This is a genomic window from Bosea sp. BIWAKO-01, from assembly GCF_001748145.1.
Taxonomy (GTDB): domain Bacteria; phylum Pseudomonadota; class Alphaproteobacteria; order Rhizobiales; family Beijerinckiaceae; genus Allobosea.
The window spans coordinates 993301-1006414 of the sequence record NZ_BCQA01000001.1 but is presented as its reverse complement, the minus strand read 5'-3'; the positions used below and the strand labels follow the sequence as shown (position 1 = coordinate 1006414).

Here is a 13114-nt window from a genome sequence, read left to right as displayed (position 1 = left end):
GGATGATGCCGCAGACGGAAATCCTGCCAGATCCGACGCCGCGATGGCCGAGCCTGCAGCCGCTCGGATGCGTCCTAGCTCCCTCCCGGAAGACGCGTCGGCAGGTCCGCGCGCCCTTCGTCAGGATGTCTACCCCTTCGGTAGCCTGGTCTGCGAAGAAGACGTGGCCGAGATTTCCCAGGGCCAGAAAGGCGAGCCGGGCTCCGCGGCAAAGACCTTGAGGCGAGCGAACGGAACGGAAGGGGGTAGTCCGCCTGGTCGCCAGGGGGCTTGAACGCCGGGGTGATCGGCGTGCCTGCAGGCTTCCCATTGAGCGCTGCCATCTGGCAGCGCCACCCATCACCGGCTTACCTACGCCGCCGTAGTAAAACATGCTTCGGCAAGCGACCATGCCCGGGGTCTGCCTGAAAGGCCGACACACGCCGAATGGCATGCAGAATGCTTCGAAACCGCGGGAGTTTTCGCTCGGCTGCGAGACGGAGGCTGTCGGCCGCATCCTGTACAATTAAGCTTCTCTCAACCTAACAGCAGAAAGCGGGCTGTAAATTGCGGGCGAGGCGGGGCACCACTGCGCGCCGCGGTCGCCCGGTCGCTTCGATGTCGCGAATGACGTAACGTCGGTTTTGGCGTAGTTTGGATGAAGGGGGGAACAAACTGGACCAAACCCCAATGGTCGAGAGCAGTCAGGATACCGACCGGCTCGCAGACCCGGAGGCTGTCGCTGTCCGTGAGGCCCTTGAACGCATCCTGACATCGGATGCGTTTCGCAGTGCGCCGCAGCTCTCTGCATTTCTGAACTTCATTGTGGAGCGCCGCATCGAAGGGCGCAGCTCGGAACTCAAGGGTTACACCATTGCGGTTGAGGCCTTCGGCCGGCCGGCAGATTTCGACCCGCAGTCCGACCCCATCGTCAGGGTCGAGGCCGGTCGTCTGCGCAGAGCGCTAGGCCAGTATTATCAGGGGGATGGCGCTGACGACACGATCCGCATTTCCATGCCGGTCGGCGCTTACGTCCCTGTCTTTGAACATCTTGGGGCTGCCGGGATGCTTGCCGAGCCGGCGCAGGAGCGCATGGCGCCCGGCGACGCCAGGGCAGTCCAGCTGCCGCTCCCGGAACGGCCGGGCAGGCACGGTTTCAGGCTCGGACACTGGCTTGCCGTGCTAGGGCTGGCCCTCGTGATCGTGCCTCTCGCCACCTGGCACTACCTTCCTCCGCGGGAGACGACACCGCAGCCCGACCCGCTGGTGCGCCAGGCTCAGCTGATCGAGGAGGCAGCGCGTCGCGCGGGATCGAGCGCGTCGGCTCATTTGCCGATGGTCGTCGTATCGCTGAGCGCCGCGGCCGACGATCCGGAGCTGGCCGGGCTGGTGCAGGCCTTCACCCGGCTTCTGGTCGATGCCCTGGCTCGGTTCGACGATCTCGTTACCGTTCGTACGCCGGCCGCCGGCGCGGACCTCTATAGCGGCGCCGACTATGTCTTCGAGATGAATGCGACGCGGCAAGGCGGGGCGACGGAAGGCTTCGGCCGGTTGCGCTCCGTCAAGGACGGCCGTGTGGTCTGGACAACGTCCGCCATCCGGACACTGCCGAAGGGCGAGGATGCTCCGGAGTTGCGCGAGATCGCCCGGCGGCTTGCGGTCAGGCTTGCCGAGCCCTTCGGCATCATTCACGCCGACTATCGCCAGACGATGACGGCGTCGCCGATGCGCTGCGTCTTCCAGGCGCTGAATATCCGCCGCACCATGCGAGCCGAAGATCACCTGGCCGCCCGCACCTGCCTGGAGGCGGTTCTGGAGCGCGACCCTGCCTTCCATCCCGCCTGGTCGCAGCTCGCCCTGCTGACGGTCGACGAATACACCGCCGGGCTCAATCCGCTGCCTGGCTCGCCGCTCGATCGCGCCTTGAGCGCTGCATTGACGGCGGTCAGGCTGGCGCCGTCCAGCGCACGCGCGCAGCAGGCCATGATGGACGTGTACTTCGCACGCGGCGCCTATGAAGATGCCTTCAGGGCGGGCCGGGCCGCGCTCGTCCGCAATCCCTACGATCCCGACATCATGGCCGATCTAGGCGCGCGCTATGTTCAGATCGGTCAGCCTGCGGAAGGCCTGCCGCTGCTGCAGCGGGCTGTGGCATCCAGCAGTGGCCGTCCTGCCTGGTACGATTTCTACGCCTTCTTGGCCGAGCATCTGATGGGCAATGATAAGCTCGCGGATGCGCATGCTGCCATTTTTGTCGCCGATGACAGTCCGCTCAGCTTGCTTGGTCGAGCTCTCCACCTGGCGGGAAAGCATGATGAGCCGGGCGTTTCAGCGGCCCTGCGACGGCTGGCGCAGGCGGCTCCGCTCTTCTCGATCGACGCCAGGCTTTACCTGTCGCGGATGGGGTTCAGCGAAGCCGTCATCGACCGGATCATGTCGGATCTCGGGCCGCGTCGGCTCGAAGCCAGCGGCGCTCACTGAGCGAATTCCCGACCGTCGCCGCTTTTCGTCCATGGCCCTCGCATGCGCGTGAACAGACGGTTAATGTCGGGTAGCAGAGTGATTCGTCGCTTTCATTCCCCAGCAACCTCTTTCGCGCGGTCGTCGCCTTGGCCCCTGTCCGCCTTACCGCCTTGCATCCTCTCGCCAGTGCCGTGACCGGCGTGGCGGCTGGCGCAATCGCGGTTCTCGCTTTGCCGGGAGCGCTGGCCAACGCCACGGGCCTCCTGCTGGCGGGGGCAGGGTTGGCGGCGTCCGCGATTTTCTACGAGCGACGTGTCCTTGCGCAGCGCGAGCAGATCTTCGCGGCTATCGGCGAGGTCAAGGTTCGCCTGGCAACCAACGCCATCAGGCTTGACAGTTTGGCGCAGCGTGTCGAGCAGCTGCCGATGAGCGAGGCCGATGCCGCGCCCGCACGCGCCGCGATCAATGAACTGACGGCCGAGGTCGGATTGCTCGGCGACCTGCTGCAGCAAGTCGCAATGACGCTGGCAGATCACGACACGCAGCTCTCGGCGGCGCAGGCCCGGCGCAATGCCGAAACCGCTCCCCCGCCGCCGCCGGTGCCTGCTCCCGAGCTTGCCCGCATTGCGCATCGCGAGGCGCTTGCTGCAGCACGCGCGGAGGCCATTCAGGCCGAGCAGCTGCGCGCTGCCGATGAACGGGCCTCGATCATCAGCACGGCGCTGGCCGAGGGCAAGGTCGAAGTCCATCTCCAGCCGATTGTGCAGTTGCCGCAGCGCCGGACACGTGGCTACGAGGCGCTGGTCCGTCTGCGTCTCGACGAGAGCACCTTGCTGCTCCCCGCCGAATTCCTGGCGATCGTCGAGGAGCGGGGGTTCGGTCCGACGCTCGATGCACTGGTGCTGACACGTACGCTGGCGATCGCGCGTCATCTCGGATCAAAGGACGGTGGCCTCTTCGTGGCCTGTAATTTCAGCGCCGCAACCTGGGCCTCGTCGCAGGCTCTGGTGACCCTCTCCCGTATCCTCGAGAAATACCGTGAGCATGCCGGTCATCTGGTGATCGAGATGCCGCAGCGCGTCTTCCGCTCCCTGGAACCGACCAGCCTTGGCCTGCTCGGGGCGATGTCCGCCAATGGCGTGCGCTTCGCGCTCGACCATGTCGGCGATCTTCGGTTCGACCCGGCATCGCTGCATGATCGTGGCATTCGCTTCGTGAAAGTGCCGGCCGCCCTGCTGCAGGCTGAAGCCGAGCGTTCCTCGATCGATATCGCCGCCGCCGATCTCGGGGCTCAGCTCGCGCGGGCCTCGATCATCCTCGTCGCCGAGAAGATCGAGGATGATCCGACTGTCGCGGACATGATCGAGCTTGGCGTGTCCTATGCCCAGGGGTTGGTGATCTCACCGCCGCGACCGGTCAAGCCGGAGGTCTTTGCCGATCCCGAGCCGGCGAAACCCGTCGTTCAGGCGCCCGAGCCGGAGCGGCCCGCCGCACGGATCTCGGCCGAGATTCTGGGCTATCCCACCGCCGGCACATCGCCCGCGGCAGCGCTGCCAGCACCGCCGAGCGGGCCTGCGCAGAAGAGCCCGACACCGGAGCGCCTGCCGTTCCGCGCCGTGCTGCGCCGCGCCAGCGCCTGACAAAGACCCTATCGCTGCCCGTTGCGACGGCCTAAATCGTCACCGTGCTGCGCTGCCGTCGCGCCGCACAGCACATTTGGTTTCAGTGGAGTTGACCGCTTTGCAGCCTGCCAAGACCGCGCCCACCGTCGCATTGACCGGATTCTCCGAAATCACCGACCGGTTCGATCTCTGCCTGTGCGATATCTGGGGAGTCGTTCACAACGGGGTGGCAGCTCATCAGGACGCCTGCGATGCGCTGGTTGCGATGCGGGACCGCGGTGTTTCCGTCGTGCTGGTGACCAACGCTCCCCGTCCGCGCCGTGAAATCGAGGTCCAGCTCGCACGCTTTGCCGTGCCGGAGGCTGCCTATGATGCGATCGTGACCTCCGGCGATGTCTGCCGGGCGCTGATCGAGGAACGGTCCGGCGAGCCGGTCTTCATGCTCGGCCCTGACCGCGACCTGCCTCTGATCGCCGGCCTGGATGCGCCGCGCGTCTCACCCGCGGAGGCGCGCTACGTGCTCTGCACGGGATTGTTCGACGACGAGACCGAGACGGCCGAGACCTATGCCGGCCTCTTCGCCGATCTCGTCGTACGGGATCTCGTGATGATCTGCGCCAATCCTGATCTGGTGGTCGATCGCGGTGGCAAGATCGTGCCCTGCGCCGGCTCGCTCGCGCTGGCTTACGAGCAGATCGGCGGCACGGTGATCTATGCCGGCAAGCCGCATCGCCCGATCTATGAAATGGCGCTGCATATCGCCGAAGCGCGGCGTGGCAAGCCCGTTCCGCCAGACCGGATTTGCGCAATTGGTGATGCCATTCGAACCGACATCGCCGGGGCGAACGCCTTCGGCGCGGCGAGCGTCATGGTGCTGGCGGGCATTCACGCCCAGGATCTTGTCGAGAAATCCTGGGAAGAGCGTCACGGCTGGTTCGCAGGGCAGCATGCCCGCCCGGATTACGCGATTCCGCAACTCGTCTGGTGACGTTCGGCCACGCTCAGGCGTGGCAGACCGCTTCCATTTTGACCTTCAGGGTCTGGGCGTTGAACGGCTTGACGATATAGTTGTTCACGCCGGCCTTCTTGGCGGCGATGACGTTCTCGGTCTTGGATTCGGCCGTAACCATGATGAACGGCGTCGTCGCGAGGGCATCTTCCTCGCGCACGCGCTGGAGCAGCTCGAAGCCTGTCATCGGCTCCATGTTCCAGTCGGAGATGACGAGGCCGTACTTCTTGTCGCGCATCTTGGCGATGGCGGTCGAGCCGTCCGACGCGTCGTCGACATTTTCGAATCCGAGCTGCTTGAGCAGGTTCCGAATGATCCGGACCATCGTCTGGTAGTCGTCGACCACGAGGATGGGCATGGACGGATCGAGAGCCATTCTGGTGCTCCAAGCGTAACGACTGCAGCGCGGGGCAATACCCGCGCGCGGACCGCCCTCAGTAAGTGGCGACCATGCCGGGAGTGATAGGGCACCGGCGTTTCGAAGCGGTTAATTTAAACGAAAACTGACGTAGGGGAAGCATCTCTCCGGCCGCGGCACCAAAGTCGCATGGCCGAGGCGCCGGGGCTGTGGCATTCTATGTTGCGCCGCAACAAGGGCGGGACATCGAAATTGCATCGGCAGCCGGACCCATGAACGCAGTCTCCTATCAGGTTCATGCTTTCGAAGACCTCGCGATTGGTCAAAGCGAAAGCCTGATGCGCACGGTGATGGAGCGGGATGTCTCGCTCTTTGCCGATCTCTCGGGGGACGCCAATCCGATCCATCTTTGCGATCGCTACGCGGCGGGCACGAAGTTCGGCCAGCGCATCGCGCACGGGATGCTGACCGCGAGCCTCGTGTCCGCGCTGCTCGGCACGAAGTTGCCAGGGCCGGGCGCCGTCTACCTGTCGCAGACGCTCACCTTCCTCGCTCCGGTCAAGATCGGCGATGTCGTCACGGCGCGGGTCGAGGTGGTCGAACTCGTTGCCGAGCGCAGGCGCGCGCGCCTGTTCTGCGACTGTGTCGTCGATGGCAAGGCCGTGCTCGAGGGAGAGGCCTGGGTCGCCTTGCCGCCGGCAAAGCCAAAGGCCTGAAGCAGGGGGGCTTGCGTCCGGTGTCCTTGACGCTGCTGGCCTGAACCGCCATTGACTGCCGCGCGCGGGCGTGCCCCGCCGAGGCGGAACCCTTCGTGCCATGACCCGTCCTGCCGCCGCGCCGTCTTCAGGCCGGCCTCATGTTTTCGTCCTCGATGGCGACAGCCCGGTTCCGGACAGCTTGCGCGGAGCGGTGCTGGCGCTGGGCAATTTCGACGGTGTCCATCGCGGCCATGCCGAACTTGCTCATGTCGCGGTCGCGATGGCGGCCAAACAGGGCTGCGAGGCTGCCGCTTTCACCTTCGAGCCGCATCCCCGATCGGTCTTCAGCCCCGAGCACCCGGTCTTTCGGTTGACGCCGCCTGACGTCAAGGGGGAGCTGCTCGCCCAGGTGGGGCTGCAGCGAAGCTTCGTGCTGCCCTTCGATCGCGCCATTGCGGCCGTGAGCGCCGAGCGTTTCGTCGATGACCTGCTGCTCGAACGGCTTGGTGTCGGCGGGCTCGTCTGCGGCTATGACTTCCACTTCGGCAAGGGCCGCGCCGGCTCGCCCGAGATGCTGCAGGCGAGGGCGTGCGCGCGCGGTGTCCCGGTCGCGGTGGTCCCGCCCTATTCCTGGGCGGGGGAGCCGGTCTCCTCGACCTTGATCCGTACCGCGCTGGAAGCCGGAGATGTCGGCCGCGCAGCGGCGTTCCTTGGGCGGCCCTGGTTCGTGCGCGGCGAGATCGCCCATGGCGACAAGCGTGGGCGCGACCTCGGTTACCCCACCGCCAACATGCATCTCGCGCGTGATTGCCGCCTGAAATTCGGCATCTATGCCGTCAGAATGAAGGTCGACGGCATCTGGCGCGACGGCGTGGCGAGCTTCGGCAGTCGCCCGACCTTTGATGACGGTGCGCCGCGGCTGGAGACCTTCCTCTTCGATTTCGCAGGCGATCTCTATGGCAAGATCGTCGATGTCGCACTGATCGCCTGGCTGCGGGGCGAGGAAAAATTCGAATCGCTCGAAGCCCTCATCGTGCAGATGGACAAGGACAGCGCCCGGGCCCGCGCCATTCTGGCGCAAACACCGCCCTTCCTTCCTTAACCTGCCCCTGTTAGAAGCCGTTCATGCTCGCTCATTGCGCCCAGATCATAGAGTTGCTCCGGCGAATTACGGGCCCGGCTGACGCTGCCCTGCGCTGATCGCAGGCGTCCGCGCAAGCCGGGATGACCGCCGCTTTCCCTTGTCCTTAAGGACCGGTGACGCGCCAGCCATGCATGGCCCGCCAGTCCAGCTGCCCGAGCCGGATCATGAACGACCAATCCAATTCCGCCCCGCCGAAAAGCGTCGATTACTCGCAGACGCTGTTCCTGCCCCAGACCGAATTCCCGATGCGCGCCGGCTTGCCGCAACGCGAGCCGGAACTGCTTGCCCGCTGGCAGACGATCGAGCTCTATCGCAAGCTGCGCGAGAGCGCGAAGGGCCGCGACCGTTTCATCCTGCATGATGGCCCGCCCTATGCGAACGGCCATCTCCATATCGGCCATGCGCTCAACAAGGTGCTGAAGGACCTCGTCGTCCGCTCGCAGCAGATGCTTGGCCATGACGCCAACTACGTGCCGGGCTGGGATTGTCACGGCCTGCCGATCGAGTGGAAGATCGAGGAGCAGTACCGGGCCAAGGGCCTGAACAAGGACGATGTGCCGGTCGTTGAATTCCGCAAGGAATGCCGTGCCTTTGCCGAGCACTGGGTCAATGTTCAGCGCGAGGAGTTCAAACGCCTCGGTGTCGAGGGCGACTGGGCCCATCCCTACCTGACCATGGCGTTCCCGGCCGAGGCGCAGATCGCCCGCGAGATCATGAAGTTCGCCGAGACGGGCCAGCTCTATCGCGGGTCCAAGCCCGTGATGTGGTCGGTGGTCGAGAAGACCGCGCTGGCTGAGGCGGAGGTCGAGTACGAGGAGCACACGAGCGATACGGTGTTCGTGGCCTTTCCCGTTGCGTCGGGGGCGGATGCTCTGGCCGGCGCCTCGGTCGTGATCTGGACGACGACCCCCTGGACGATCCCCGGCAACAGGGCGATCTCCTTCCACCACAAGATCGCCTATGGGCTCTACCGGGTGACCGCGGCGGCCGAGGGCAACTGGGCGAAGGTCGGCGCGACCTATGTGCTGGCGAAGGCTCTGGCCGAGAGCGTGTTCAAGGCGGCCAAGGTCGACGCCTTCGAACTGGTGCGCGATGTCGATGCCTCCGAGCTGAATGGCCTGACCGCAGCCCATCCGCTGCGCGGCCACGGCTACGACTTCGATGTGCCGTTGCTCGACGGTGACCATGTCACCGACGATGCCGGTACGGGCTTCGTCCACACCGCTCCCGGCCATGGTCGCGAGGATTTCGATATCTGGATGGCGAGTGGCCGCAAGCTCGCCGAACGCGGAATCGATACGCATATCCCCTACACCGTGGATGCCGACGGTCGCTTCACCAAGGACGCGCCGGGCTTCGAGGGCCGGCAGGTCATCACCGACAAGGGCGAGAAGGGCGACGCCAACGACGCGGTGATCAAGGCGCTGGCGGCGAGCGGCACCATCATCGCGCGCGGCCGGCTGAAGCATCAGTACCCGCATAGCTGGCGCTCGAAGAAGCCGGTGATCTTCCGCAACACGCCGCAATGGTTCATCGCCATGGACAAGCCGCTCGGCGAAGCGCTGGGTGGCCCCGATGTTCCGTCCACGCCGGGTGGCAATGTCGATACGCTGCGTAACCGCGCGCTCAGGGCGATCAAGGAAACCGAATGGGTTCCCGCGGCCGGCGAGAACCGCATCACCGGCATGATCGCCAACCGCCCTGACTGGGTTGTCTCGCGCCAGCGCGCCTGGGGCGTGCCGATCACCGTCTTCGTCGAGAAGGATAGCGGCACGATCCTCGTCGATCCGAGGGTCAACGCTGCCATCGCCGATGCCTTCGAGAGCGAGGGGGCCGATGCCTGGTTCAGCGATGTCGACGGAGCGCGCTTCCTGAAGCCCTTCGGCTACGATCCGCAGATGTACGAGCGCGTCACCGACGTGCTCGATGTCTGGTTTGATTCAGGCTCGACCCACGCCTTCACGCTGGAGAAGCGGCCGGACCTGCGGGCCCGCCGGCGCGGCGAGGGCGGCAATGACCGGGTGATGTATCTGGAAGGGTCTGACCAGCATCGCGGCTGGTTCCATTCGAGCCTGCTCGAAAGCTGCGGCACGCGCGGCCGGGCGCCCTATGACATCGTGCTGACGCACGGCTTCTGTCTCGACGAGAAGGGCGAGAAGATGTCGAAGTCGAAGGGCAATGTCACGGCGCCGCAGGACGTCATCAAGGAATCCGGCGCCGACATCCTGCGCCTCTGGGTCGCCGCGGCGGACTATTCCGACGATCTGCGCATCGGCAAGGAAATCCTCAAGACCTTCGTCGAGACCTACCGCAAGCTGCGCAACACCATGCGCTGGATGCTCGGCACGCTCGCGCATTTCAGCGAGGACGTCCGCGTCGCCTCGTCGGCGTCGATGCCCGAGCTCGAGCGGTTGATGCTGCACCGCCTTGCGGAACTCGGGCCGCAGGTCGAGGAGGCCTATCGGACCTATGATTACAAGCGGGTCGTGACGCTGCTCTCGCAGTTCATGAACACGGAGCTGTCCGCCTTCTATTTCGACGTCCGCAAGGACGCGCTCTATTGCGACCCGCTCTCGAGCCATGTCCGTAAGAGTGCGCTGACAGTGGTCGACCATCTCCTGCGCTGTCTCGCAACCTGGCTGGCGCCGATCCTGGTCTTCACCACCGAGGAAGCCTGGCTCGAGCGCTATCCGGAGCAGAAGACGCTGGGTGGCTCCGTGCATCTCGAAGCCTTTGCCGAGGCTCCGCAGAGCTGGCTCGATCCGGAGCTGGCCGAGCGCTGGAGCAAGATCCGCCGCGTCCGGCGTGTTGTCACCGGGGCACTCGAACTGGAACGTGCGGCCAAGCGCATCGGCTCGTCGCTCGAAGCCGCGCCGGAGGTTCACATCGCCGATCCTGACCTGCTGGTGGCGCTGTCGGGGATCGATCTCGCCGAGATCTGCATCACGTCGGGTGTCAAGGTCGTTCCGGGCGAAGGACCCGAGGATGGCTTCCGGCTTCCGGAGGTGCCTGGCGTCGCTGTTGTCCCGGTCCGGGCCAGCGGCGTAAAATGCGCCCGTTCCTGGAAGTATTTCGATCCGGCGACCGCCGAGCGCGACCATCCCGATGTCACTCCGCGTGACGCCAGGGCCTTGCGGGAGCTCGGCAAGGCGGCTGGGCAATGACGTCGCTGCGCCGCTTCGGGGTCTGGATCGTTGCGCTGGTCTTCGTGCTGGACCAGGCGTTGAAGCTCTGGCTGGTCTTCGGCTTGCACCTCGGTGAAACCGGTCCCTATGAGCTGACGCCCTTCATGACCATCGTGCTGGCCTGGAACCGCGGCATTTCCTATGGGCTGTTCCAGCAGGAGGGGAATCTCGGGCCCTGGCTGCTGGTGCTGCTTTCCGTCGTCGCGGCGATCTGGCTTAGCCGCTGGATGTGGCGGGCAACGGACCGGCTGACGGTCGCAAGTCTCGCACTCATTGTCGGCGGCGCGCTTGGTAACGGCGTCGACCGGGCTGTGTACGGTGCCGTCGTCGACTTCGTTCACCTGCATTATGGCAGCTTCAGTTGGTACATCTTCAACATTGCCGATGCGGCTATCGTTGTCGGTGTGCTCGGTCTCCTGTATGAGTCCTTCCGCCCTGACGCCTCAAAGTCTGCACAGGCTTGAGGCGCGTCGCCATGCTTTTGCCCTTCCCTTGGTGCAATACGGCGAAATACGGACAGGAACGCAGGTTCCTTCACGGAGGTTTTGAGATGGCCCATCGCGCTCGCGCAATCCGCATCCTGCTCGCTGGGAGCATGATCGCGGTCGCGCTTCCCGCCTCGGCTCAGGAAGGCATGTTTTTCCAGAACGCCATGCGGACCTTTGGACTGATGCCGGGCGAGGGGCCGGATATCGAGTATCGCCAGCGTCCGCCGCTGGTCGTGCCGCCGTCTTCCGCCTTGCCGCGCCCACAGGACCCGGCCTCGCAGCGTACGGCCGCATGGCCGAATGATCCCGATGTCGCGGCCCGCCGTGCAGAGGCCAAGGACGCGCTGATTCCGGCGACCGAGCGCGAGAAATACAAGCTGAACCAGACCCCGCTGCTCAGCCAGCAGGAACTGCGTCGCGGCCGCGTGACCGGTGGCGGGCAGTCTCAGACACCGCCGGACACCCAGAGCAAGACCTTCGAGGAGAATATCGGTCCGATCCGCGCCGGCCGTGAATTGGCGGCGCGCCAGGCAGCCACCGACACCTCGAACCTGGTTCACGGCCAGGAGCCGCAGCGCCGCTTGCTGACCGATCCGCCGACCGGATACCGCAAGCCGGCAGGTACGGCGCCGCTTGGACCCGGCCGAGGGGGGCCGCGTGAAGACACCAACAGCACGGGCCAGAAGGAATTCGTGCAGGGTCTGCCGTCGCCGAGCACGCCCTGACCCTTCGCTACGAAACCGTGATGGCGAGCGCCGCGCGCTGGCGCGGCGCGTAATTGCGCCTATATCGAAGGTCACTCCTGCCGCGAAGGTGCCACCCTGAAATGACGGTTCATACTCCGACTGCACGCCTGTCGGTTCCAGTCGAAGCCTTCAGGCTCGCGAATGGGCTTGACGTCGTGGTCGTGCCGGACAGGCGCGCGCCGGTCGTCACCCATATGGTCTGGTATCGCAACGGCTCGGCCGATGATCCGGCCGGCAAGTCCGGCATCGCGCATTTCCTCGAGCACCTGATGTTCAAGGGCACGGCGCGCTGGCCGGCCGGCGAGTTCTCCAAGATCGTCGCGGGCTATGGCGGCCAGGAGAACGCCTTCACCTCCTTCGATTACACCGCCTATTTCCAGCGCGTGCCGAAGGAACATCTGCGCGCCATGATGGACTACGAGGCGGACCGGATGACCGGGCTCGCCTTCGATGAGAGCGTGGTCGCGCCCGAGCGCGATGTCGTGCTCGAAGAGCGACGCATGCGCGTCGACGCCGACCCGGCTGCACAACTGGGGGAGGAGTTCTCTTCCGCGCTCTTCGTGCATCATCCCTATGGCACGCCGATCATCGGCTGGGAGCACGAGATCGAGGGCCTGACGCGCGACGACGCCTTCACCTACTATCAGCGCTTCTACACGCCGGAGAACGCGATCCTGGTCGTCGCCGGCGACACCGATCTCGACGAGGTGCGCACGCTCGCCGAGGCGACCTATGGCCAGATCGCGGCACGTGGACAGGCTCCGGTGCGCAAGCGCCCGGCCGAGCCCGCTCCGCGCGCGGCGCGCCGGGTTTCGCTCAGCGATCCGCGTGTGCGCCAGCCGTCCCTGCGGCGGGGCTGGCTGACGCCGACCTATCTCAGCGGCGATCGCAGCGAGGCATTCGCGCTCGAACTGGTGGCAGACATCCTCGGTGGCGGCACCACGTCGCGGCTCTATCGCCAGCTTTGCGTCGAGCAGGAGCTCGCGGCCGGCGCCAGCGCCTATTTCATGGGCTCGATGGTCGACCGCGCTGCCTTTCAGATGTCGACCAGCCCACGCCCGGGGATTGACATGGCTGCGCTGGAAGCTGGCCTGGATAAGGCGCTCGCGACCTTCCTTGCCGATGGGCCGAGCGAGATCGAGCTGAGCCGCGCTCGCACGCGGCTGGTGGCAGAGACCATCTTCGCCCGGGACAGCCAATCTTCGCTCGCTCGTATCTTCGGCGCCTCGCTGGCCGTCGGCGAAACCGTCGAGGACGTCCTGGCCTGGCCGGAACGAATCGAAGCCGTGACACGCGAGGCCGTCATCGAGGCCGCGCGCCGCTATCTGCGGCCCGACCGTTCGGTCACCGGGCTGCTCTTGCCGGCAGCTTGAGCCCGCGCCCCCTTTCTCATGCGGGTGGGATGACACCGTCCCACCGTCA

At 65.7% G+C, this 13114-nt stretch carries 10 protein-coding genes; 9 read left to right on the top strand and 1 reads right to left on the bottom strand.

Annotated elements, in window-relative coordinates; translation table 11 throughout:
- The first annotated feature begins 669 nt into the window (after positions 1-669).
- The 3 genes from BIWAKO_RS04625 (at position 670) to BIWAKO_RS04615 (ending at position 5052) form a co-directional block, all read left to right on the top strand.
- The gene (locus tag BIWAKO_RS04625) at positions 670-2460 is read left to right on the top strand and encodes a hypothetical protein (protein WP_069877539.1); all 1791 of its coding nucleotides are present in this window, start codon (positions 670-672) and stop codon (positions 2458-2460) included.
- Between the two features lie 128 nt (positions 2461-2588).
- On the top strand, positions 2589-4082 hold the full coding sequence (locus BIWAKO_RS04620; RefSeq protein WP_141739984.1) for an EAL domain-containing protein: 1494 nt from the start codon (positions 2589-2591) through the stop codon (positions 4080-4082).
- Between the two features lie 100 nt (positions 4083-4182).
- Entirely contained in the window at positions 4183-5052 is an 870-nt protein-coding gene (locus BIWAKO_RS04615; protein ID WP_069877537.1) for a TIGR01459 family HAD-type hydrolase, read from the top strand.
- Between the two features lie 13 nt (positions 5053-5065).
- Here the strand turns inward: BIWAKO_RS04615 and BIWAKO_RS04610 are convergent, their stop codons facing one another.
- Entirely contained in the window at positions 5066-5449 is a 384-nt protein-coding gene (locus BIWAKO_RS04610; protein ID WP_043231142.1) for a response regulator, read from the bottom strand.
- Positions 5450-5703: 254 nt separating this feature from the next.
- Between BIWAKO_RS04610 and BIWAKO_RS04605 the strand changes: the two genes are divergently transcribed.
- The 6 genes from BIWAKO_RS04605 (at position 5704) to BIWAKO_RS04580 (ending at position 13065) form a co-directional block, all read left to right on the top strand.
- On the top strand, positions 5704-6147 hold the full coding sequence (locus tag BIWAKO_RS04605; RefSeq protein WP_069877536.1) for a MaoC family dehydratase: 444 nt from the start codon (positions 5704-5706) through the stop codon (positions 6145-6147).
- A 100-nt stretch (positions 6148-6247) separates the two neighbouring features.
- Positions 6248-7231 carry a bifunctional riboflavin kinase/FAD synthetase gene (locus BIWAKO_RS04600; protein WP_069877535.1) on the top strand — a complete coding sequence of 328 codons (984 nt, stop codon included), beginning with the start codon at positions 6248-6250 and terminating at the stop codon, positions 7229-7231.
- A 206-nt stretch (positions 7232-7437) separates the two neighbouring features.
- A complete protein-coding gene (ileS, locus tag BIWAKO_RS04595) occupies positions 7438-10437 on the top strand; it encodes an isoleucine--tRNA ligase (RefSeq protein WP_069877534.1) in 3000 nt (999 codons plus the stop codon).
- Positions 10434-10922, top strand: coding sequence for a signal peptidase II (gene lspA, locus BIWAKO_RS04590; protein ID WP_069877533.1), 489 nt, complete (start codon positions 10434-10436; stop codon positions 10920-10922). The genes ileS and lspA overlap by 4 nt, the downstream gene beginning before the upstream one ends.
- Before the next feature lie 86 nt (positions 10923-11008).
- Entirely contained in the window at positions 11009-11671 is a 663-nt protein-coding gene (locus BIWAKO_RS04585; protein ID WP_069877532.1) for a hypothetical protein, read from the top strand.
- Between the two features lie 101 nt (positions 11672-11772).
- A complete protein-coding gene (locus BIWAKO_RS04580; RefSeq protein ID WP_069877531.1) occupies positions 11773-13065 on the top strand; it encodes a M16 family metallopeptidase in 1293 nt (430 codons plus the stop codon).
- The last annotated feature ends 49 nt before the right edge of the window (positions 13066-13114 follow it).

Bases quoted from the DNA above. Each gene is read 5' to 3' on its own strand.
- BIWAKO_RS04580 (WP_069877531.1), top strand. From the start codon at position 11,773: ATGACGGTTCATACTCCGACTGCACGCCTGTCGGTTCCAGTCGAAGCC.
- BIWAKO_RS04585 (WP_069877532.1), top strand. From the start codon at position 11,009: ATGGCCCATCGCGCTCGCGCAATCCGCATCCTGCTCGCTGGGAGCATG.
- BIWAKO_RS04625 (WP_069877539.1), top strand. From the start codon at position 670: ATGGTCGAGAGCAGTCAGGATACCGACCGGCTCGCAGACCCGGAGGCT.
- lspA (WP_069877533.1), top strand. From the start codon at position 10,434: ATGACGTCGCTGCGCCGCTTCGGGGTCTGGATCGTTGCGCTGGTCTTC.
- BIWAKO_RS04605 (WP_069877536.1), top strand. From the start codon at position 5,704: ATGAACGCAGTCTCCTATCAGGTTCATGCTTTCGAAGACCTCGCGATT.
- BIWAKO_RS04600 (WP_069877535.1), top strand. From the start codon at position 6,248: ATGACCCGTCCTGCCGCCGCGCCGTCTTCAGGCCGGCCTCATGTTTTC.
- BIWAKO_RS04610 (WP_043231142.1), bottom strand. From the start codon at position 5,449: ATGGCTCTCGATCCGTCCATGCCCATCCTCGTGGTCGACGACTACCAG.
- ileS (WP_069877534.1), top strand. From the start codon at position 7,438: ATGAACGACCAATCCAATTCCGCCCCGCCGAAAAGCGTCGATTACTCG.